19 protein-coding genes and 2 tRNA genes are annotated in these 21,507 nt (G+C 72.8%); 7 read left to right on the top strand and 14 right to left on the bottom strand.

Going from position 1 to position 21,507, the window contains the following annotated elements:
* The first annotated feature begins 28 nt into the window (after nucleotides 1–28).
* Nucleotides 29–733, top strand: a complete 705-nt coding sequence (locus OHT74_RS20515) for a hypothetical protein (RefSeq protein WP_328621005.1) — start codon at nucleotides 29–31, stop codon at nucleotides 731–733.
* 166 nt (nucleotides 734–899) lie between these two features.
* Here OHT74_RS20515 and OHT74_RS20510 read toward each other — a convergent pair whose 3' ends face one another.
* Nucleotides 900–1,139 (bottom strand): hypothetical protein, encoded by a 240-nt coding sequence (locus OHT74_RS20510; RefSeq protein WP_266665835.1) that lies wholly within the window; start codon nucleotides 1,137–1,139, stop codon nucleotides 900–902.
* Between the two features lie 214 nt (nucleotides 1,140–1,353).
* On the opposite strand from OHT74_RS20510, the gene OHT74_RS20505 reads away from it, so the two are divergent.
* The gene (locus tag OHT74_RS20505; protein WP_266672892.1) at nucleotides 1,354–1,746 is read left to right on the top strand and encodes a MarR family winged helix-turn-helix transcriptional regulator; all 393 of its coding nucleotides are present in this window, start codon (nucleotides 1,354–1,356) and stop codon (nucleotides 1,744–1,746) included.
* A 13-nt stretch (nucleotides 1,747–1,759) separates the two neighbouring features.
* Complete coding sequence (locus OHT74_RS20500) at nucleotides 1,760–3,388, top strand: MDR family MFS transporter (protein ID WP_328621004.1); 1,629 nt, start codon at nucleotides 1,760–1,762, stop codon at nucleotides 3,386–3,388.
* Between the two features lie 81 nt (nucleotides 3,389–3,469).
* Here the strand turns inward: OHT74_RS20500 and OHT74_RS20495 are convergent, their stop codons facing one another.
* The 9 genes from OHT74_RS20495 to OHT74_RS20455 form a co-directional block, all read right to left on the bottom strand.
* Nucleotides 3,470–4,114 carry a TetR/AcrR family transcriptional regulator gene (locus OHT74_RS20495; RefSeq protein WP_266665833.1) on the bottom strand — a complete coding sequence of 215 codons (645 nt, stop codon included), beginning with the start codon at nucleotides 4,112–4,114 and terminating at the stop codon, nucleotides 3,470–3,472.
* Nucleotides 4,115–4,204: 90 nt separating this feature from the next.
* The gene (locus tag OHT74_RS20490) at nucleotides 4,205–6,460 is read right to left on the bottom strand and encodes an ArnT family glycosyltransferase (RefSeq protein WP_328621003.1); all 2,256 of its coding nucleotides are present in this window, start codon (nucleotides 6,458–6,460) and stop codon (nucleotides 4,205–4,207) included.
* On the bottom strand, nucleotides 6,457–7,725 hold the full coding sequence (locus tag OHT74_RS20485; protein WP_266665831.1) for a bifunctional glycosyltransferase family 2/GtrA family protein: 1,269 nt from the start codon (nucleotides 7,723–7,725) through the stop codon (nucleotides 6,457–6,459). Before OHT74_RS20485 ends, OHT74_RS20490 begins: the two co-directional genes overlap by 4 nt.
* Before the next feature lie 25 nt (nucleotides 7,726–7,750).
* Nucleotides 7,751–9,244 (bottom strand): sensor histidine kinase, encoded by a 1,494-nt coding sequence (locus OHT74_RS20480; protein WP_443047448.1) that lies wholly within the window; start codon nucleotides 9,242–9,244, stop codon nucleotides 7,751–7,753.
* 149 nt (nucleotides 9,245–9,393) lie between these two features.
* Nucleotides 9,394–10,161 carry a response regulator transcription factor gene (locus OHT74_RS20475; RefSeq protein WP_328621002.1) on the bottom strand — a complete coding sequence of 256 codons (768 nt, stop codon included), beginning with the start codon at nucleotides 10,159–10,161 and terminating at the stop codon, nucleotides 9,394–9,396.
* 77 nt (nucleotides 10,162–10,238) lie between these two features.
* Entirely contained in the window at nucleotides 10,239–11,117 is an 879-nt protein-coding gene (locus tag OHT74_RS20470) for an amidohydrolase family protein (protein ID WP_328621001.1), read from the bottom strand.
* Nucleotides 11,101–11,439 (bottom strand): antibiotic biosynthesis monooxygenase family protein, encoded by a 339-nt coding sequence (locus OHT74_RS20465; protein WP_328621000.1) that lies wholly within the window; start codon nucleotides 11,437–11,439, stop codon nucleotides 11,101–11,103. Before OHT74_RS20465 ends, OHT74_RS20470 begins: the two co-directional genes overlap by 17 nt.
* A gap of 117 nt (nucleotides 11,440–11,556) precedes the next feature.
* Entirely contained in the window at nucleotides 11,557–12,453 is an 897-nt protein-coding gene (locus tag OHT74_RS20460) for a DUF2797 domain-containing protein (RefSeq protein ID WP_328620999.1), read from the bottom strand.
* Nucleotides 12,450–12,884, bottom strand: coding sequence for an Lrp/AsnC family transcriptional regulator (locus OHT74_RS20455; RefSeq protein WP_266665827.1), 435 nt, complete (start codon nucleotides 12,882–12,884; stop codon nucleotides 12,450–12,452). Before OHT74_RS20455 ends, OHT74_RS20460 begins: the two co-directional genes overlap by 4 nt.
* A gap of 106 nt (nucleotides 12,885–12,990) precedes the next feature.
* On the opposite strand from OHT74_RS20455, the gene OHT74_RS20450 reads away from it, so the two are divergent.
* Nucleotides 12,991–13,902 carry an SMP-30/gluconolactonase/LRE family protein gene (locus tag OHT74_RS20450; RefSeq protein WP_328620998.1) on the top strand — a complete coding sequence of 304 codons (912 nt, stop codon included), beginning with the start codon at nucleotides 12,991–12,993 and terminating at the stop codon, nucleotides 13,900–13,902.
* Between the two features lie 36 nt (nucleotides 13,903–13,938).
* Here the strand turns inward: OHT74_RS20450 and OHT74_RS20445 are convergent, their stop codons facing one another.
* The 3 genes from OHT74_RS20445 to OHT74_RS20435 all read right to left on the bottom strand — a co-directional run bounded on the left by OHT74_RS20445 (nucleotide 13,939) and on the right by OHT74_RS20435 (nucleotide 14,936).
* Entirely contained in the window at nucleotides 13,939–14,304 is a 366-nt protein-coding gene (locus OHT74_RS20445; protein WP_266665825.1) for a PH domain-containing protein, read from the bottom strand.
* A gap of 201 nt (nucleotides 14,305–14,505) precedes the next feature.
* A tRNA-Arg gene (locus OHT74_RS20440) sits at nucleotides 14,506–14,578 on the bottom strand.
* 267 nt (nucleotides 14,579–14,845) lie between these two features.
* Nucleotides 14,846–14,936 (bottom strand) — tRNA-Ser (locus tag OHT74_RS20435).
* A gap of 228 nt (nucleotides 14,937–15,164) precedes the next feature.
* Between OHT74_RS20435 and OHT74_RS20430 the strand changes: the two genes are divergently transcribed.
* From OHT74_RS20430 to OHT74_RS20420, 3 genes are all read left to right on the top strand, one after another.
* A complete protein-coding gene (locus OHT74_RS20430; RefSeq protein ID WP_266665824.1) occupies nucleotides 15,165–15,605 on the top strand; it encodes an SSI family serine proteinase inhibitor in 441 nt (146 codons plus the stop codon).
* A 119-nt stretch (nucleotides 15,606–15,724) separates the two neighbouring features.
* The gene (locus OHT74_RS20425; protein ID WP_328620997.1) at nucleotides 15,725–19,207 is read left to right on the top strand and encodes a response regulator; all 3,483 of its coding nucleotides are present in this window, start codon (nucleotides 15,725–15,727) and stop codon (nucleotides 19,205–19,207) included.
* 13 nt (nucleotides 19,208–19,220) lie between these two features.
* Nucleotides 19,221–19,805, top strand: a complete 585-nt coding sequence (locus tag OHT74_RS20420) for an antibiotic biosynthesis monooxygenase (protein WP_266665822.1) — start codon at nucleotides 19,221–19,223, stop codon at nucleotides 19,803–19,805.
* A 19-nt stretch (nucleotides 19,806–19,824) separates the two neighbouring features.
* Here OHT74_RS20420 and OHT74_RS20415 read toward each other — a convergent pair whose 3' ends face one another.
* Nucleotides 19,825–21,474 carry a long-chain fatty acid--CoA ligase gene (locus OHT74_RS20415; RefSeq protein WP_328620996.1) on the bottom strand — a complete coding sequence of 550 codons (1,650 nt, stop codon included), beginning with the start codon at nucleotides 21,472–21,474 and terminating at the stop codon, nucleotides 19,825–19,827.
* Nucleotides 21,475–21,507 lie beyond the last annotated feature (33 nt).

Raw genomic sequence — 21,507 nt, 5'->3', positions numbered from 1 at the left:
CTGACGCACAGTCAGTCAGACTGCCGCGATGCTGCGAAGGGAACGCCAAGCCCTCACCCTGCTCACGCTGCCCGTACTGGCCGCCGCATGCCTGACCGGGTGCGGCGGCCCGGCACGTGACGGCTACGCCGCGGCGGGCGCCGTCGCCCCGGGCCCGGAGCGCCGCGCGGGCGACAACGTCGCGCCCCGGGCGCCGGTGGAGTTCCAGCAGCTGGCCGGATCCCCTTCCTCCACCACGAGTACGTCGGCCAGTGCCCCGGGTTCGCAGAGTCCTGCCGCCTCCGCCCGGAGCGGAGCCACGACCACCCCGCCCGGGACCACCCCGCCCGGGACCGCCCCGCCGCCCCAGCCCCCACCCAGGGCGAGCCCGTCCGTCCCCGCCCCGGGAACCCCGACGCCCAAGCCGGGGACGACGCCTCCGACCACCCCGGCGAGGCTGACCCTGAGCCCGCCGACCCGCACCCCGGCGGCGGACCGCTGGTGCGAGAACGTCACGATGGGGTTCACCAACACCGGGACGACACCGACCCGTTCGGGCACGGTGTCATTCGCGACGCACATCATCGGCGCCCTCGGCATCGACTGGGCCACGATCACCACGACCCAGCCCCTGCCGACCCCCATCCCCGGCGGCACGACAAAGACGCAGACCTACACGGTCTGCGTCGAATCCTGGCGAGTCCCGCTGGGCATGCACATAGAAACCCGGGCAACAACAGCCACCTGGACCTGACACCCCGCCGGCGTTGAGGCACGGGCCCGGGCGGAGCCCTGGAAGCGGTGAAAGGGCGGGGCCGCGAGAGGGCGGGGCAGGGAGAGGGCGGGGCAGGGCGGGGCGGGGCAGGGCGGGGCGGGGAGAGAAAGCCCGCGCAGCGGGCCCGCCCAACCCTCCCCGGCGACTACAGCGCCAGCCAGGCCACCACCCCGATCAGCACCAGTGCGACGACCCCCACCCCCAGCCACAGCCCGGTCTTCGACCCCGAGCCCTGCGCGGCCTGCCGCCGCCGAGCCCCCTGCACTGCAGGCCCCTGCCCCTGCCCGGCCGGCGCGGCCTCCTCGACGAACGCCCGGAACATCTGAGTGCTGCCCGCGGGGTCGTAGTTGCCCTCGGGGCCCTGTGAGTTGTGGTTCGCAGCCATGCCTCAGGACCCTAGCGGGTTTTCCGATTCCTTTACCGCCCCACCCCCTCCATTCATTTGCCTGTAGCAACCAATCGGTTCTATGGTTGCCCTAAGCAACAACATGAGGAGAGGAGGGGCGATGACCACCCACGCGCCGCAGGCACCCCCCGCACCACAAACGCCACCCGCACCACACCCGCCGCAGCCACCCCGCCCCACCCGCTACGAGGAACTGGCCCGCCAGCTCACCGGCATCGGCGCGGTCAAGCGCGACCTCGCCCGTATGCTCCCCGCGGAGTGCCCGCCGGGCTCCGCTGCCGTCCTCACCCTGCTCGACCGCCACGGCGAAATGCGGCTCGGCCGCCTCGCCGACCTCATGGCCATCGACATCTCGGTGACCAGCCGCCACGTCGCCCACGTCGCCGACCGCGGGTGGATCACCCGCGACATCGACCCCGGCGACGGCCGCTGCCGCATCCTGCGGCTCACCCCGGCCGGCCACGCGCTCCTCGCAGAGCTCGGCGCCCGCTACACCGGCGCGCTGGAAAAAGCCCTCGCCGACTGGTCCGCCCACGACATCGACGTACTGAACACCCTGCTGACCCGGCTCCGATCGAGCTTCTAGACAAAGGACCCACATGGCGACGACCGCGCCCACCGGCGTGCAGGAAGGCAGCCGGTCGCAGACCACGCCCGACCCCGCACCCGCCCCCATGACCCACCCGCAGATCATGAAGGCGCTGTCCGGGCTGATGCTCGGCATGTTCGTGGCGATCCTGTCGTCCACGATCGTCTCCAACGCCCTGCCGCAGATCATCAGCGACCTCGGCGGCACCCAGTCCTCCTACACCTGGGTCGTCACCGCCGCCCTGCTGTCGATGACGGCGGCGACCCCGCTCTGGGGCAAGCTGTCCGACCTCTTCAGCAAGAAGCTGCTGGTCCAGATATCCCTGGTGATCTACGTCCTCGGCTCCGTGGTCGCGGGCCTGTCCCAGAACACCGGCATGCTCATCGCCTGCCGCGTGGTCCAGGGCATCGGCGTCGGCGGCTTGTCGGCCCTCGCCCAGATCGTGATGGCCGCGATGATCTCCCCGCGCGAGCGCGGCCGGTACAGCGGCTACCTCGGCGCGGTCTTCGCCGTCGCCACCGTCGGCGGCCCGCTGCTCGGCGGCGTCATCACCGACACCTCGTGGCTCGGCTGGCGCTGGTGCTTCTACGTCGGCGTGCCGTTCGCGGTCATCGCCCTGATCGTCCTCCAGCGGACCCTGCACCTCCCGGTCGTCCGCCGCGACGTCAAGGTCGACTGGCTCGGCGCGTTCCTGATCAGCGGGGCCGTGTCCCTGCTCCTGATCTGGGTCACGCAGGCCGGCGACTCGTACGACTGGATCTCCTGGACCACCGCGGCGATGACCGGCGGCGCCGTCGTACTCGGCCTGCTCTTCCTCCTCGTCGAGTCCAAGGCGAGCGACCCGATCATCCCGCTGCGCCTGTTCCGCAACAAGACCATCACCCTCGCCTCCGCCGCCTCGCTGTTCGTCGGCATCGCGATGTTCTCGGGCACGGTGTTTTTCAGCCAGTTCTTCCAGTTGGCCCGCAACGAGTCCCCCACGATGTCCGGAATCCTCACGATTCCGATGATCGGCGGTCTCTTCGTCTCCTCCACGGTTTCCGGTCAGGTGATCACCAAGACCGGCAAATGGAAGGCCTGGCTCGTCTCCGGCGGCGTCCTGCTGACGGCCGGCCTCGGACTGCTGGGCACCTTGCGGTACGACACCCCGTACTGGCACATCGCGATCTACATGGCGCTGACCGGACTCGGTCTCGGCATGATGATGCAGAACCTCGTCCTCGCCACCCAGAACCAGGTGGCCCCCGAGGACCTGGGCGCGGCCAGCTCGGTCGTCACCTTCTTCCGCTCGCTCGGCGGCGCCATGGGCGTCTCGGCGCTCGGCGCGGTCATGGCCAACCGGGTCACCCACTACGTCAAGGACGGGCTGGCCGCGCTCGGCCCGAAGGCGGCGGCGATGGGCCACGGCGGCACCGCCGGGGGCGGGATCCCCGACCTCGACAAGCTGCCCGCGCCGTTCCGCACGGTCATCGAGTCGGCGTACGGGCACGGCGTCGGCGACGTCTTCCTCTACGCCGCGCCCACCGCGCTGCTCGCGCTCGTCCTGGTGCTGTTCATCAAGGAGGTCGCGCTGAAGTCCAAGCCGGCGGCCCACGCCCCGGCGGCGTCGGCATCCGCGGCGACGGCCTCGGCGGAGTAGCGACACCGAGCCGCACCCGCAGACCCCCGTCGGGCTGCCTCTCCCCTGTTGAACAGAGGAGAGGCAGCCGGCGGGGGTTTTCTACTCCCCCGGCCGGGCGGCGGCCTTCGCCTCGATGCCCGCGATGAGCACGTCGAGCGCGAGGACGAAGTCCCCGTCGGGCACCCGCCGGGCGGCGCCCCCGCAGCCGTGCAGGAACTGCGAGACGGCCAGGTGCGCGCCGGTCCGGCAGGCGCCGGCCAGGCCGGTGGCGTCGAGCAGCCGCTGCAGGGCGGAGTCGAAGGCCCGGGCGTGCGGGCCGATGTTCGGGTACGCGGCGGTCAGCGGAGCCACCCAGGGGTGCTGCGCCAGCAGCCGCCGGTAGCCGCAGGCCAGCGACCGCAGCCGGCCGGGCCAGCCGTCCCGGACCGGTGCGACCGGCTCGGCCGGTGCGGTCCGGGGCAGCGGGAGCTCGCCCAGGGCGCGGTCCAGGGCGAGTTCGAGCAGATCGTGCTTGGTGTCGACGTACCAGTACAGGGACATCGCGGTGACCCCGAGCCCGGCCGCGAGCCGCCGCATCGAGAACCGGGCCAGCCCCTCGGCGTCGAGCAGCCGCACGGTGGCGCCGGTGATCCGCTCCCGGTCGAGGCCGGAGGGCGCCTCGGTGCGGCGTCGGGCGGGTGCGGTGTGCCCGCCGGCCAGCCACACGCTGGTCCGGGCCTTGCCGGAATCGGCCGCGGTCACCATGGAGGCACCCTCCTCACGACAGCTGGATCAGCCCGGAATGCCCGGTCCGCCCACTTGATGCTAGAGGGTGCCCCTTGCGTTTCGGCAGGATCAGGACGGGGCGGACGTGCCGTTCAGGGGGGCGGTCAGGTCGTAGAACGTGGCTCCGCCGACCGTCGTGGACCTGAAGTTGGCCTTGACCCAGGTCGAGATGGTGCTGCTGGTGCCGCCGCCCGGGCCGCCGCCGCGCATGGCCTGCCCCTCGCCGCCGGCGCTGTCGTTGTCGCCGATGAAGTAGTGGACCTTCCCGGTGCGCACGTACTCCTGGAACTTGGCGAGCGTCGGGGAGGGGTCGCTGCCGTTGAACCCGCCGATCGGCATCACCGGCTCGCCGGAGGCCAGCTGGTAGCTCGCCGCGTTCTGCGCACCGATGGCGGCTGCCGCCCAGGTGTACTTCTCCGCGTCCTTGCGCAGGGCAGCCGTGGCCTCCTTGCCGGCCTTGGTGCCGTTCAGCAGGCCGCCGGGACCGCCGCCGGCGTTCTGCGGGCCGCGCGCACCGCGCCCGCCGGCGGCCTGGCCGCCCTGGCCGCCCTGGCCGCCCTGGCCGCCCTGGCCGCCCTGGCCGCCGGGGAACTGTCGGGGCCCGCCCTGGGAGTTGCCCTGAGGACCGCCGCCCTGCATTCCGCCCTGCTGGCCCTGCTGCGGCATGCCGCCCTGCGGGGCCGCGCCGGGCGGGAGTTCACCGGCGCCGAAGAACCGCATGCCCATGCCGCCCCGGCCGCCCGAGACCGCGGGCCCGGCGGTCACGATCGACCCGCCGCGCGTGGAGTCCACCGTGGTCAGGCAGTACGCGAGGGGGCCGGCCAGCGCCGCGCCCAGCCCGAGCGCCGCCGCGCCCAGCGCGAACCGCCGGCCGAGCCGGGCGCCGAGGAGCAGCCCGGCGGCCGCCGCCAGGCCGGCCACGAGGACCGTCCAGCGCAGCCACGGCAGGTATCCGGTCGAGCGGCCGAGGAGGACGTACGACCACCACGCGGTCAGTGCGAGGGTGCCGGACAGGGTGAGCGCGGCGGCCTTGCCGCCCCGCTCCTCCCACAGCATGGCCACGCCCATGCCCACCAGCGCGGCCACGAACGGCGCCAGCGCCACGGTGTAGTACTCGTGGAAGATGCCCTGCATGTAGCTGAAGACGAGCGCCGTGATCAGCAGGGCGCCGCCCCACACCAGGAAGGCCGCGCGGGCCATGCTCTCCAGGGAGTCGGTGGCCCGCCGGGCCCGCCAGGTGATCACCAGTCCGGTGACGAGCATGACGAGGGCCGCCGGGAGCAGCCAGGAGATCTGCCCGCCGATGTTGGCAGAGAAGAGCCGGTCGATGCCGGTCTCTCCCCAGCCCCCGCCCCCGCCCCCGCCGCCACCAGCGCCGCCGGCGCGGGCGCCGCCGCCCACGCTGCCGGTCTCGTTGCCGTTGATCCGGCCTAGGCCGTTGTAGCCGAGGGTCAGCTCCAGGAAGGAGTTGGTCTGCGAGCCGCCGATGTACGGGCGGGAGGACGCGGGCCAGAGCTCCACGATCGCCACCCACCAGCCGCCGGCCACCACCATGGCGGCTCCGGCGAGCAGCAGCTGGCCCAGCCGGCGACGCAGCCGGGTCGGCGCGCAGACGGCGTACACGAGGGCGAGCGGCGGCAGGATGACGAAGGCCTGCAGGGTCTTGGTCAGGAACGCGAAGCCGACCGCGACGCCGGCCCAGACGAGCCACTTGGTGTGGGCGCCGTCGAGGGCGCGCAGGACGCAGTAGGCGGTGACGGTCAGCAGCAGGGTCAGCAGCGCGTCGGGGTTGTTGAAGCGGAACATCAGCGCGGCGACCGGGGTGAGTGCGAAGACCGTGCCGCTGAGCAGTGCGGCCGCGGGCCCGAAGTGGCGGCGTACGGCGGCGTAGAGCACGGCGGTGGTGCCGACGCCCATCAGGGCTTGCGGGACGAGGATCTGCCAGCCGCCGAGCCCGAACAGCCGGACGGACAGCGCCATCGGCCACAGAGCGGCCGGGGGCTTGTCGACGGTGATGGAGTTCCCGGCGTCGGAGGAGCCGAAGAAGAAGGCCTTCCAGCTCTCGCTGCCCGCCTGGACGGCCGCGGAGTAGAAGGAGTTGGCGTAGCCGGAGGCTCCCAGGTTCCACAGCAGCAGGACGGCGGTGGCCAGCAGGAGTACCGCGTACGCCGGGCCCTCCCAGCGGGGGCGCCGCGCGGCCGCGGCACCGGCCGTGGCGCTCGGCGCGGTCGAGGAGGTCGGCGCGGTCGAGGAGGTCGGCGCGGTCGAGGAGGTCGGGGCCCGTTCGGGGAACGGGGAGTCCATGGGTGGTACGGCCGTGGTCATCGGGTGTCGTCCTTCGCGGGAGTGGCGCGCCGCTCGGGGAAGACCCAGGCGCGGAAGAGCAGGAACCTCAGCACGGTCGCGGCGAGGTTGGCCGTGATCAGCACGGCCAGTTCGGTGCTGTGGGAGGGATCGGCCGTGGCGGCGCCGAGGGCGGCGAGCGACCCGCTGGTCAGGGCCAGTCCGACGCCGAACACGACGAGGCCCTGGGCCTGGTGCCGGACGGCCCGGTCGCGGCCGCGGACGCCGAAGGTGAGCCGGCGGTTGGCGGCGGTGTTGGCGACGGCGGAGACCAGCAGGGCGCCGGCGTTGGCGAGCTGCGGTCCGGTGCCGAGCCGGAAGAGGGAGTACAGGGCGAGGTAGGCGAGCGTGGACAGCACCCCGATGACGCAGAAGCCGAGGAGCTGGCGGGCCAGCCCGCGCGGTACACCGGGCAGGGCGCTGCGGTCGCGCGGATCGTCGCCGAAGGGGCGGGCGAGCCGGTCGAGCGGCAGCGTGCCGACGGCCAGGGCCCGGCCCACCCGCCACATCCCCTTGAGGTCCTCGGTCGCGGTGCTCACGATGTGCACGGTGGAGTCCGGGTCGTCCACCCAGTCCACCGGCACCTCGTGGATCCGCAGCCCGGCCCGCTCGGCGAGCACCAGCATCTCGGTGTCGAAGAACCAGCCCGAGTCCTCCACCAGAGGCAGCAGCCGCTCCGCGACCTCCCGCCGGATGGCCTTGAACCCGCACTGGGCGTCGCTGAAGCGGGCGGCGAGGGAGGAGCGCAGGAGCAGGTTGTAGGCGCGGGAGACGAACTCCCGCTTGGCGCCGCGCACCACGCGCGAGGAGCGGGCGAGGCGGGTGCCGATGGCGAGGTCGGAGTGCCCGGAGATGAGCGGGGCGACGAGCGGCAGCAGCGCGTTGAGGTCGGTGGACAGGTCCACGTCCATGTACGCGAGGACGGGTGCCTCGGAGTGGGACCAGACGGTGCGCAGGGCCCGGCCGCGGCCCTTCTCCTCCAGCCGGGTGCTGCGTACGCCGTCGACGGTGGCGGCGAGGCCGGCCGCGACCTCGGGGGTGCGGTCGGTGCTCGCGTTGTCGGCGATCGTGATGCGGAAGGGGTATGGGAACGTGCGGGTGAGGTGGTCGTGGAGCCGGCGCACACACGGGCCGAGGTCCTGCTCCTCGTTGAAGACCGGGATCACCACGTCGAGTACGGGCTCGCCGGGCACGGGCGCGAGGTGCGCCCGTGCCGGGAGGGCGCCGGAGGAGGTGTCGGTTGGCATGCACCGACCTTCGCCGGGCGGGCTGTCACGGCTGTGTGGTGAGCCTGTGACCCGTCTGTGAGTCCGTCGTCCTCTTCGTCGTCGCCCTGTGCATCGTCGTCTGGTCCGGGGCGAGGGGGAGCAGGACCTCGAAGCGGGTACGCCCGGGCTCGCTCCGTACGTCGACCTGTCCACCGTGGGCCGTCACGACGGCCTGGACGATGGCGAGCCCGAGGCCGGTGGAGCCCGCGGCCCGGGAGCGCGAGGCGTCGCCGCGGGCGAACCGTTCGAAGACATGGGGGAGCAGGGCGGGCGGGATACCGGGCCCGTTGTCCTCGATCCGCAGACGGACGGCGGATGTTTCACGTGAAACATGGGCGGTGACGGTGGTGCCGGGTGGGGTGTGCGTACGGGCGTTGGCGAGCAGGTTGACCAGGACCTGCTGGATCCGGGCCGGGTCGGCGAGGATCGGCGCGGGCTCGTCGGGGAGCTCGAGGCGCCAGTGGTGCTCGGGGCCGGCGGCCCGGGCGTCGCTGACGGCGTCGACGACGAGCGGGGCGAGGTCGGTGTCGGTCGAGGAGAGCGGGCGGCCGGCGTCGAGCCGGGCGAGGAGCAGCAGGTCCTCGACGAGGCCGGTCATCCGGGTCGCCTCGGATTCGATGCGGCCCAGGGCGTGCCGGGTATCGGGACCGGGCTCTTCCCGTCCCCGGCGCGTGAGTTCGGCGTACCCGCGGATGGAGGCCAGCGGCGTCCGCAGTTCGTGGCTGGCGTCCGCGACGAACTGCCGCACCCGGGTCTCGCTCTGCTGGCGGGCCGTGAGCGCGGAGGAGACGTGCCCCAGCATCCGGTTGAGGGCGGCGCCGACCTGGCCCACCTCGGTACGGGGGTCGGCCTCGGCGTCCGGGACCCGCTCGTGGAGGGCGGGTTCGCCACTGTGTAGAGGGAGTTCGGAGACTCGGGTGGCGGTGGCGGCCACCCGGCGCAGCGGCCGCAGGGCGACCCCGACCAGGGCCTGCCCGGCGAGGGAGGCCGCGATCAGCCCGGCCACGGTGACGAAGACCTCCACGGCGATGAGCGTGCTGACGGTGGAGTCGACCTCGGCGAGCGGGAAGCCGAGGACCAGGCTCCCGTCGGGCGCGGTCAGCACCCGGTACGCACCGAGGCCCGGCAGGTCCAGGTTCGTGGCATCCGGCCGGCCCTGTTCGGCGGCCTTGCGGGCGGCTCGGGCCAGGGCCTCGGTCTGGCCGGCCGTCAGGTGCTGGATGTGGTCGTACCCGGGTCCGCCGACGGCGGCGCTGCGGGCCGTGCTGGCGACCATGCCGTCGGCGAGGAGGCGGATCCCGGCTGCGCCCAGCGGGGACCCGGGAGCCAGGACGAACTTGTCGTCCTTGTCCCGGAGCGCCTTCTCCCCGATGGGCTTCCGGGTGCCCATCTCGACGGAGACCCTCAGCTGGTCGTCGAGCTTGTCGACCAGGTACGAGCGCAGCGCGAGGGTGGTGACGGTCCCGATGGCCGCGCCCACCACGGCGATCAGCGCCACCGCCGAAACGACGAGCCGGGCCCGCAGGGACCAGGCACGGACGGGTCGGAGCCGGAGCCGGAACCGCGTGCGCCCGGGCCGGCGGACGGCACGGGGGCGGGCGGGCCGGGAGGGGACGGCGCGAGAGCGCCGCGGCAGGCGGAGTGCCACTACTCCGCCGGCTTGATCAGGTAGCCGGCGCCGCGCCGGGTGTGGATCATCGGCGGGTAGCCCGGGCCGCTCTCGAGCTTCCGCCGCAGGTAGGAGATGTACAGCTCGACCACGTTGGCCTGGCCGCCGAAGTCGTACGACCAGACCCGGTCCAGGATCTGCGCCTTGCTCAGCACCCGCCGGGGGTTGCGCATCAGGTAGCGCAGCAGCTCGAACTCGGTTGCGGTCAAGTGGATCTCCCGGCCGCCGCGGGACACCTCGTGGCTGTCCTCGTCGAGCTGCAGATCGCCGACGGTCAGGACGGAGCCCCCGCGCGCGGCCTGCGCCGCGCCCGAGCGGCGGACCAGGCCGCGGAGCCGGGCCACGACCTCCTCGAGGCTGAACGGCTTGGTGACGTAGTCGTCGCCGCCCGCCGTCAGGCCCGCGATCCGGTCCTCGACGGAGTCCTTGGCGGTCAGGAACAGCACCGGGAGCTGCGGGATCTCCCGGCGCAGCTGTCCGAGGACGGCGAGTCCGTCCATGTCGGGCAGCATGATGTCGAGGACCACGACGTCCGGCCGGAACTCCCGCGCGGCCCGCACCGCGCCGGCCCCGTCGCCCGCGCTGCGGACCTCGCAGCCCTCGTAGCGCAGGGCCATGGAGAGCAGCTCGGAGAGCGAGGCCTCGTCGTCGACGACGAGCACCCGGCAGGGGCCGCCGTCGGGCCGGACCAGGGCCGTGGGGTTACTGGTGGACGTGGACGCGTGGGAGGTGGTCGTCGCAGTCATGCGACCACGCTGACCGCGGCCTCTGAGAGCGTTCTTGTCCTTACCTGTGAATTTCCTGAGAAACCCTCGGAGGCCGCTCAGACCAGGTGGAACAGCCGGGCGCCGTTGTCGTGGCAGACCGCGCGCAGCCAGTCGTCGCCGAGGCCGAGCCGTTCCAGGGCCTCGAGCTGGTGCTCGTACGGGTAGGGGATGTTCGGGAAGTCCGTGCCGAGCAGGATCCGGTCGCCGAGGTCCGCGAGCCGCCCGAGCTCTCCCTGCGGGAACCCGTGCAACCGCTCGGAGAAGTCGGTGAAGGCCATCGTGGTGTCCAGGCGCACCGCGGCGTACCGGTTGGCGAGGTCCAGGAAGTCGGCGTACTCGGGCATGCCCATGTGCGCGATGATCAGCGGCAGCCGGGGGTGCCGGGCCAGCAGCCGGGAGATCGGCTCGGGTCCGGTGTACTTGGCCGGGACGGGCCCCGACCCGCAGTGGATCACGGTCGGGATGTCCGCCTCGGCGAGCAGCCCCCAGACCGGGTCGAGCCGGTCGTCGTTCGGGTCGTACCCGCCGACCTGGAGGTGCGCCTTGAAGACGCGGGTCCCGGCCTCGACGGCCTGCCGCACGTACGCCTCGGCCCCCTCCTCCGGGAAGAAGGTCGCGGTGTGCAGGCAGTCGGGGGTCCGCGCGGCGAAGTCCGCGGACCAGGAGTTGAGCCATGCGGCCATCGCCGGCTTGTGCGGGTAGAGCATGGACGTGAACGCCCGGACCCCGAACTCCCGCAGCAGCGCGACCCGCTGCTCCTCCTCGTGCCGGTAGGTGATGGGCCATTCGACACCGGTCAGCGGTCCGACCGCGTCGAAGTAGTCCCACACCTTGTCCAGGACCCGTTCGGGCATGAAGTGCGTATGGACGTCGACCAGTCCGGGCAGCCCGAGCCGCTCCCGGAAGGCGCGGACCGCGTCAGCTGTTGCGGGCAAAGCCGTGGCTCCGCTCGACGGTCGCGACGTGCAGGGTGTAGCTCTCGTACCAGTCGGCGCGGCCCTTCTTCATGGCCGCCTGGTGCTCCAGGTCCTGCCGCCACTCGGTGAGGGACTCGTGGTCGCGGAAGTAGGCGACGGTGATGCCGAGGCCGCCGGGGGTGCGGGCGGACTCGTAGCCGAGGAAGCCCGGGTTCGCGGCCACGATCTCGTTCATCCGCTGGTTGGTTTCCGGGTAGCCGGTCTCATCAGGGGTGCGGATATTGCTGAAAACCGCCATCACGTACGGCGGTTCGAAGGCGGGTACGGGCTGGATGCTCATGCCCACCACCCCTCTGCGGCGGCCCCTGGCATGTCCACCGGAAAGGGGCCCGGCAGCCCAAAGGGATCCAAGTTTTGACCTTGGACGCCACACCGGCGTCCGGGACGGGCCCGCTGGTCAGAACAGCCCGTCCTGTTCGACGGGGGCGGCGAGCGGCGGCAGCTCGGCAACCGGCACCGCAGTCGCGCCGCCTTCGGCCGGGGCGCCTTCGGCCGGGGCGACGAGCTCCCAGCCGGCGAGCAACCGGGTGTCCACCACGAGCCCGTCCGCGAGGTGCAGATCGGGACCGGCCGCGCCGACGAGCCGGCCCACGACGGCCCCGCCGGGGACCATCCCGGTGATCACCCGTGCGGGGGCGGGAAGCCCGTCCAGCCCGAACGGCCCGGAGTGGTCGACGGTTTCGCACACCAGCCGCTCGAGCGACTCCGGCCAGCCCGGCAGAGCCGCGGCCCGGGCGTGCAGCTCGGCGACCTCCCGGGCCCGGTCGGCCGCCGCCGGCAGGTTGCCCCGTACGGCGCGCTTGCGGGCGTACGCGATCCGGTCCGGCACCCCGAGAGCGGCCCGCAGCAGCTCCTCGGTGCGGCGGGTGGCCATCAGCGGCCCCCGCCCCAGCCAGGTCCAGGTCACCGCCCCCTGCTCCAGCAGCCGGGCCGGGCCGCGCTCCTCGGCGGTGATGCCGACCTTGACCAGGCCGGGCCCGAACCAGGCCAGGTAGACGCGATAGGTGCGCGGATCGGCGGCATTGGTGTCGGCGGCCACCGAGAACGACCGGTCCAGGCGGGCGCATTCGGGGCACTGGGCGTTCCCGGCCCGGCCGGGCACCGTGGCGGCCGTGGGGCACGGGGTCCGCTTCCCGGCCCGCCGTACGCCGAGGCAGTGCCGCTCCCCGCGGGCCGCGAAGGCCAGGCGCTGCCCGTACGTGAGCGGGCTGCTGCGCTCGCCGCGTCCCTCTGCGCACCACCCGATGGCGGGGCCGCCGTCGTTCCACCGGATCCCGGTGCACCGCCAGGTCACAGCGGGAGGGGCCGCTCGAAGAAGGTCTCGAGCACGACGGTCGCGTGCGTACCGCTGACGCCGTCGATGGCGTAGAGGCGGCGCAGGACGTCCTGCAGCTGCTCGGTCGTGGCCGTGCGCACCTTCACCAGGACCGAGGCGCTCCCCGCGATGATGTGCGCCTCCTGGATCTCGGCGATCGCCTCGAAGGCCGCCTTCGAGTCCCCCATCCAGGCGTTGGAGTCGACCATCACGTAGGCGAGCACCCCGCTCCCGACGGCCGCGGGGTCCACCTCGACCGTCGTGCGCCGGATGACCCCGCGCTCGCGCAGCTTGCGTACGCGCTCGTGGGTGGCCCCGGCCGAGAGCCCGACGGCGGCGCCGAGGGCGGCGTACGACTGGCCCGCGTCCTGCTGCAAGCGCAGGACGAGCGCCCGGTCGATGTCGTCCACGCGATCTTCCTCCCATCCCCTGAATCCCTTGCGCCGACGGTACAGGATCCTGCAATCTCAACACGAGGCCGAACCTGGTTCGGCGATGAACTCACCTGGGGGAAGAATGTCATCCATAGCCGACCTCGATCTGTACGAGATCCTGGACGAACGATTCCGCACCGGCCGCTGCGCCAACGGCGACGCGCGACTCGAGCGGCTCTACGACGACTGCCGCTGGGCGGAGGGCCCGCTGTACCTGCCGGCCTGGCGCCAGCTCGTGTGGAGCGACATCCCCAACGACCGGATGCTGCGCTGGGACGAGGCGACCGGCGCGGTCTCCGTCTTCCGCTCCCCGGCCGGCCACCCGAACGGCAACACCCTGGACCGCGAGGGCCGCCTGATCACCTGCGAGCAGGGCAACCGGCGCGTCACCCGCACCGAACCGGACGGCACCCTCACGGTCATCGCCGACCGCTTCGACGGCAAGCGGCTCAACAGCCCGAACGACGCCGTGGTGCACTCGGACGGCTCGATCTGGTTCTCCGACCCGGACTTCGGCATCACCAGCGACTACGAGGGGCGCCGCGCACCGGCCGAGATCGGCGCGTGCAACCTCTACCGCGCCGACCCGGCGACCGGCGAGGTACGCCTCGCCGCGGACGGGTTCCTCGGCCCGAACGGCCTGGTCTTCTCACCGGACGAGAGCGAGCTGTACGCGGCGGACACCCGGGCGGGCCACATCCGCGCGTTCAAGGTCGGCGCGGACGGCAGGCTGACGGACGACCGCGTCTTCGCCGAGTGCCGCCCGGTCGACAACATCCGCTTCGACGACGAAGGCCGGCTGTGGGTGGCCGCCATGGAGAACGGCGTGCACTGCTACGCGCCGGACGGCACCCTGATCGGCCGCATCCGCGTCCCCGAACCGGTCTCGAACATCGCCTTCGGCGGCCCGAAGAACAACCGCCTCTTCATCACCGCCACCACGTCGCTCTACTCGCTGGTCCTCTCGGTGACGGGCCTCCCCCGCGTCCTCTAGCGCCCGGCATGCCCGGCCCGGCGGGGCGGGGCGGGGCTAGCGTGCGACGAACTGCGTCAGGATCGCCTGCACCTCGTAGATGTCCACACCCTTGGTGAACGTCTTCTCGATCGGCGCCGCGCTGCCGGAGAGCCAGATCTTGAGCTCGGCGTCGAGGTCGAAGTGGCCGGCGGTCTCCACGGAGAAGTGCGTGATGCTCCGGTACGGGATGGAGTGGTACTCCACCTTCTTTCCGGTGAGCCCCTGCTTGTCGACGAGCACGAGCCGCCGGTCGGTGAACAGGATCGTGTCCCGGATCAACAGGTACGCGGCGTGCACCTGCTCCCCCTGCCCGAGCAGCCGCGCGTAGTCCCGCTGCGCCGACGTCGGATCGACCGTGTGCGCGTTCCCGAACAGCCCCATGGGAGTCCCCCTCTTCCGGTTCCGAACCCTTCCGAACCTCTCCGAGGACCGTATCCAGGCCCCGCCCGCCGGTCGTCCCCCACGGGACCGATCCCCGACCCGGAGAACCCCCGGGTCCACCTCCCCACCAAGGAGGACCCCCGCACCTGACACCGGACAACGCAAGAGGCCCCCCGGCGAACCGGGGGGCCTCTTGGGCTGTGCACTCGGCAGGATTCGAACCTGCAACCTTCTGATCCGTAGTCAGATGCTCTATCCGTTAAGCTACGAGTGCTTGGGCTTCTCGGGGTTTTGCGCCCCGTTGGCCTTGCGAGAACAACAATACATGGACCTCGGCGGGACGCGAAATCCGTTAACCAAACCACCCCTGACCTGCGAAAACGCTCCAGATGGAGATCATCCGGAAAGGTTCGCGCAGATGTCGGGGCGGGGTTGGGGGCGCCGGCGGTCCTGGCCGGAAGCCTCCGACGCAAGCCCCCGGACACACCCAACCCGAACGCACCGAAGCCCCGGTCCATCAGGACCGGGGCTTCGGCAGGTGCGGAGGCGGAGGGATTTGAACCCTCGATGGGCTTTAAGACCCAAACCGCATTAGCAGTGCGGCGCCATAGACCGGACTAGGCGACGCCTCCAGCACACCCCCGCGTACGAGGGTGCGTGCAGATGATGACACAGCCACAGGGCCGCTCACCAATCCGCTCCCACGGTACAAGGACAGCCGCCACCAGAGCAAAGCCTTAAGCACCCGGCACGCGCCGCCCGCACGGATGCACGCATCCACGCACCACCGCCCGTACGCAACGTCGGCGTCCGTACGTCGTTGGTGAGGCGTACGACGTACGGACGACCTGGAGTGCCCCATGCTGCGTCTCGCCGCCTTCGCCGTCACCTCCGCCCTGGCCGCCACGGCGGCCACGGCCGCCGGGGGGCCGCTGCCCCCGCTGCCGACGCTGGGCCGGCTGCTCGCCACGCCCGACCGCCTCACCATCGCCGTGTTCGCCACCGGCAACCCCCGGGCGGACGGCGAGTACCTGCTCGAGTGCAACCCCGTCGGCGGGAACCACCCCGAGGCGGAGCGGGCCTGCGCCCGCCTCGACGACCTCGCGAACCAGGGCAAAGATCCCTTCGCGCCTCAGGCCAAGCGGCAGATCTGCACCATGCAGGACGGCGGTCCGGCCACCGGGCACGTCACCGGAACATGGCAAGGCCACAAGGTGGACGCCACGTTCCGGCGGACCAACGGATGCGAGATCGCCCGGTGGAACGACCTGGAACCTGTGCTTCCGGGTGGGCGCTCCTGACCTGGGAAGATGCGAAGGATGCACGGTATCCACCGAACATCCGCCACCTCAGGCCGGGGCCGTGCCCTTAGACTCCTCCCGTGACATGCCGGTAGTTGTGGTCAGGGAGGAAGCTCGTCGTGAGCAGCAGGCCATCCCGAGGCGCTGCTCGCCTCGCAGCAATACTCGACGCACTTCCCGACGCGCTGTTGCTCGTCAACGCCAACGGCACGGTCGTCAACGCGAATTCGATCGCCCTCGAGGTCATGGAGAGTCCCGGCACCGGGCTCGTCGGCCGCGGCGTGCTGGACCTCCTCCCCGAGTTCGACTCCAAGCTGATCCCCGGCTCCATGCGCCGGCCCGGCGAGGACGAGGGCGGCCGGGCCAGGCCCAAGCGGATGGTCGCGCGCCGTACCGACGGCACCGAGTTCCCCGTCGAGGTCACCGCAGCCCACCTCGACGGCCGCGACGCCTACCGCGAGCCGCAGCCCTACACGGGTGACGAGCTGCTGATGCTCGTCGTACGCGACCTCTCCGAGACCGTGGACACCGAGGCCGAGCTGGCCCGCTCGCAGCGGCAGACCGAGATGATCCTGCGGGCCGCCGCCGAGGGCGTCGTCGGCACGGACACCGACGGGCGCGTCGTCCTCGTCAACCCGGCCGCCGCGCAGATCCTCGGGTACCGCGCCACCGATCTCGGCAACCGCGAGCTGCACGGGCTGATCCAGCACTCGCGCGCCGACGGCACGCCGTTCCCCTTCGAGGAGTCCCCGCTCGCCGACACCCTGCGCAGCGGGCGCAAGCACCGGGTGCGCGGCCAGGTGCTGTGGAACAAGGCCGGGCAGCCGGTCTCCGTCGACCTGACGACCTCGCCCGTACGGGACGGGGAGCTGCTCGTCGGCGCCGTCATGACGTTCACGGACCGGCGGCCCTACGACGCCCTGGCCGCGCGGCACGCACAGCTGCTGGCGGTCCTCGGCGAGTCCCTGCGCGGGCCGCTGGAGGAGCTGCGCGGGGAGCTGGCCACGCTGGCCGCCGACGACGCGGGGCAGCTGTGGCCGGAGGCCAACCAGCTGCTGCACCACCTGGCCGCCGGGTACTCCCGGATGACCGCGCTGGTGGACAACGTGCTCGGCTTCCAGCGCCTCGACGCGGGCACCGAAAAGCTCAAGAAGAAGAAGGTCCTGATCGACGGGGTCGTCGCGGCCGGCATCGACGGCGCGGTCGAGCTGATCGGCCCCGGCCGCGTGCAGTTCGCCGTGCACGCCCCGACCATCGAGGCCGAGGTGGACGCCGAGCGGATCGCCGGCGCCCTCGCGCACCTGGTCGCGGACGTCGCCGGGGTCGACGCCACCGGCAAGACCCGCCAGGGCAGCGGGTACAGCGACTCGACGATCGTGGTGGCCGCCGCTCAGCGGGGCGAGGTCGTACGGATCGAGGTGCGCGGGCCGTACGAGGGCGGGAACCCGGTGCACGAGCCGATCGTGCGGGGCATCGTCACCGCGCACGGGGGCGTGCTGCAGACGGTGGAGGTGCCGGGCGCGCCCGGCGGTGCGTACGTGCTGGAACTGCCACTGGGCGCGGGAGCCGGCACGGTGACGCTGCCGGATCCGGAACCGGAACCCGCGAAGGAGCCGTCGGCCGAAGCCGCGGGCAAGGGCCCCGCCGGGCGGCGGGCCCGGCGCGGGGTGGACGCGTTCCTGGAGGACGCGGCCGACGAGGCGAAGGCGAACGGCGCCGCCGAGGGCGGGAGTGCGCTGGCACTGCCGTCCGGGCGGCGGCGTGCGGGCGAGGCCGGTGCCGTCGACGCCGCGAGCCCCGAGCTCGCGCAGTCCCCGGTGAACCCGGCGGGTCTGGGCACCGGGCGGCGGCGTGGCCGGGACGGCGACGGAAGCGGAACCGGCGGCGAGGGCGTTCAGGGCGGCCCCGGCCGGCCCGTTCCCCCGCAGGGCACCGCCATGCCCGCGCTCCCGCCCGTGCCTCAGGTGTCTCCCGGCCCCGGTGTTCTCCCGATGCCGCTGGGCGCGCCGGTACCGCAGGGCTTGGCCTCGCCCGTGCCCCCGGGTTCGGGTTCGCCGGTGGCGCCCGTACCGCCGGTGCCTGCCGTGCCACCGGTTCCGGTGACCGAGCATCCCGCCGCGCGCCGGCGGGCGCTGGGTCCCGCGGCCGCGCCGCAGCCCGGCGGTCCCGTGCCCGCGACGGGGCTCGGGCCGGCTCAGGCCGCCCCACAGGCCCCCGCGCGGCCCATCGCCCCGGAGGGCGGCTTCGCGCTGCCCGCCGGACCGACCCCGCCGCCGGCTCCCGCGCCGGCTCAGGGCACGGTCCCGGCTCCCGCCGCCGCGCAGGCCCCCGCCATGGCCGGTCCGGCCCCTGCTCCCGGCGAGGCCGAGGGCGACTCCCCGGCCGGGCGGCGCGGGCGCCGGGTACTGGGCGCGCCCGGTGCCGAGCCCGCGGCAGCCCCCGCCGCGCAGCCTGCCCCCGCCGCGGAGGAACCCGTACCCCCGACCGGGCGGCGGCGTGCGCTGCCCGCCACTCCGGCCTGGCCGGTTCCGGCGACCCGTACCGCTCCCGAGGACGACGCGGCTGCGGGCCAGGCTGCCGTGCCCGGCGCCCGGCAGCCTCAGGACTCCCCGGCGGAGGCCGCACAACCGATCAGCGTGCGCGCCCTCGGCACCCTCGGCCAGGGCATCTCGATCGACTCCGGAAGCACCAACGGCGCAGGCGGCACGAGCGGCTCCGGCCGCCGGCGCCGGCTCGCCGAGCCCGCGCCCCAGGGCCGGGCGTTCGCGATAGGAGCCCCCGAGGCGGGTGCCGACGAGGGCCCCGAGCCGCTGGACGGGCCCGGCGGCGCCGTCGAGGTGGTCAACCGGCCCGTGCCGCTGCCGGTGGACGACGAGCTGCCTCCGGAGCCCCTGGACAATCCGCGCCGCCTCCTGGTGTGGCCTGCGCCCGATGTGCAGACCCAGCAGGCGCTCAGCGACCGCGGATACCGCCCGGTGATCGTGCACTCCCGCGAGGAGGTGGACGCGCAGATCGCCGCGTTCCCCGCCGCGCTGTTCGTGGACCCGCTGACCGGGCCGATCACGCGTACCGCCCTGCAGTCCCTGCGCCAGGCCGCGGTGGCCGCGGAGGTGCCCGTACTGGTCACGGCCGGGCTGGGGCACGCCACGCGCGAGGCGGCGTACGGGGCCGACCCGGCCGTCCTCCTCAAGGCGCTCGCGCCGCGCGACAGCGAGCAGCACCCCTCCCGGGTGCTGCTGATCGAGGAGCACGACGAGATCGCGACCGCGCTGACGGCCGCCCTGGAACGGCGCGGCATGCAGGTCGCACGGGCGGGCGCGGACACCGACGCGGTGGAGCTGGCGACGCGGATGCGGCCCAACCTGGTGGTCATGGACCTGATGCAGGTCCGGCGCCGGCGGGCCGGGATCGTGGACTGGCTGCGTGCCAACGGGCAGCTCAACCGAACGCCGCTGGTCGTCTACACGGCCACGGGGATCGACCCGGCCGAACTGCCTAAGCTGGCCTCCGGGGAGAGCGTGCTCTTCCTCGCCGAGCGGTCCACCACGGCGGACGTCCAGGGCCGCATCGTGGACCTGCTGGCCAAGATCGGTACGAACTAGCCATCCTGGCCCGATGGCCATCATCGACACGAGCGAGCACACCGTCCCCGCCGACAACGGGGAGGTGAACCTCCTCATCGCCCGGCAGGTGGAGCCGGGCCACGAGGAGACGTTCGAGGCCTGGGCCCACGGCATCCTGGAGACGGCTGCGACCTTCCAGGGGCACCTGGGGTACGGGTTGTTCCGTCCGGCGGCGGACGGCGGGCCGTGGTTCCTGGTCCACCGCTTCCGGGACCAGGCGGCCTTCCAGCGGTGGCAGGACTCCGCCGAGCGGGCCCAGTGGTTCTCCAACTGCCTGGGTCACCACCACACCGAGATAGCCCGGCGTGAACTGCACGGCATGGAGACCTGGTTCGCGAAGCCGGGTACGACCCGGCCCGCGCCGCCGCGATGGAAGATGGCGATCAGCTCGGGGCTGGCCATCTTCCCGATCTCACTCGCCGGCAACGCGGTGCTCGGGCCGTACCTGGTGAACCTGCACTTCGTCCTGCGGACGGCCGCCTTCGCCGTCGTCTTCAGCACGCTGATGACCTACCTGGCGATGCCCGCCGTCAGCAGGCTGCTGCGGCCCTGGCTGACGAAGGCCGGCCAGGGCTGAGCAGGTACCGCGCGTCGTTTCAGTCGAGCTTGGTGACGTCCAGCTCGCCGTCCGCGTACTGCTTGCGTATGACCTTCTTGTCGAACTTGCCGACGCTGGTCTTCGGTACGGCCGCGACGATGGCCCAGCGCTCGGGCAGCTGCCACTTGGCGATGGACTGGCCGAGGAAGACGCGCAGCCCCGTGTAGTCCACGCTCGCGCCCTCCTTGAGGACGACGGTGGCCAGCGGGCGCTCGCCCCACTTGTCGTCCGGAACGGCGACGACCGCCGCCTCGGCGATCTCGGGGTGCGCCATCAGCGCGTTCTCGAGCTCGACGCTGGAGATCCACTCGCCGCCGGACTTGATGACGTCCTTGGCGCGGTCGGTCAGCGTGAGGTACCCGTCGGGGCTGATCACGCCGACGTCGCCGGTCTTGAGCCAGCCGTCCGCGCTGAACTTGTCCTCGGGGCGCAGCGGTTCGCCGGAGGCGCCGCCGTAGTAGGCGCCCGCGATCCAGGTGCCGCGCACCTCGAGCTCGCCCGCCGACTCGCCGTCCCAGGGCAGGATGTCGCCCCCGGGGCCCACCAGGCGCGGCTCGACGCCCGCCGGGAAGCGGCCCTGGGTGACCCGGTACGGCCACTCCTCCTCGGCGCTCAGGCCGGCCGGCGGGTGCGCCATGGTGCCGAGCGGGGAGGTCTCGGTCATGCCCCAGGCATGGCAGAGGCGGACGCCGAGCTTGTCGTAGGCCTCCATCAGGGAGGGCGGACAGGCCGCGCCGCCGATGGTGACCTGCTTCATGGAGGTGAGGTCGCGCGGGTTGGCGGTGACCTCGGCGAGCAGGCCCTGCCAGATGGTGGGGACGGCCGCGGCGTGCGAGGGCTTCTCCCGCTCGATCATCTCGGCGAGCGGGGCGGGCTGCAGGAACCGGTCCGGCATCAGCATGTTGATGCCGGTCATGAAGGTGGCGTGGGGCAGGCCCCAGGCGTTCACGTGGAACTGCGGGACGACGACGAGGCTGGTGTCCTTGTCGGTCAGGCCCATCGACTCGGCCATGTTGACCTGCATGGAGTGCAGGTAGATCGAGCGGTGGGAGTAGATGACGCCCTTGGGGTCGCCGGTGGTGCCGGAGGTGTAGCACATGGCGGCGGCCTGGCGCTCGTCCAGCTCCGGCCAGTCGTAGCTGTCGGGGCGGTCCGCGAGGAGCTCCTCGTACTCGTGGACGCGTACGTCCAGCCCGTCGAGCGCGGAGCGGTCACCGATGCCGGAGACCACCACGTGCTCGATGGTGGGCAGGTGCGGCAGCAGCGGTGCGAGCAGCGGCAGCAGGGTCCCGTTGACCAGGACGACCCGGTCGGCGGCGTGGTTGACGATGAAGACCAGCTGCTCGGGAGGCAGTCGCAGGTTGAGGGTGTGGAGCACGGCGCCCATGGAGGGGATCGCGAAGTACGCCTCGACGTGCTCCGCGTTGTTCCACATCAGGGTGGCCACCCGGTCGTCCTGCTGGACGCCCAGCTCGTCACGCAGGGCGTTGGCGAGGCGGGTGGCGCGGGTACCGATCTCGGCGAAGCTGCGGCGGTGCGGCTCGGCCTCCCCGGTCCAGGTCGTGACCTGGGATTTACCGTGGATCGTCATCCCGTGCTGGAGTATGCGGGTGACGAGGAGCGGTACGTCCTGCATGGTGCTCAGCAAAGCGTCCTCCCGGTGGGCGCTGCGGCGCTGCGG

Source organism: Streptomyces sp. NBC_00354, from assembly GCF_036106915.1.
Lineage (GTDB): Bacteria > Actinomycetota > Actinomycetes > Streptomycetales > Streptomycetaceae > Streptomyces.
This window is presented reverse-complemented; position numbering and strand designations above follow the sequence as displayed.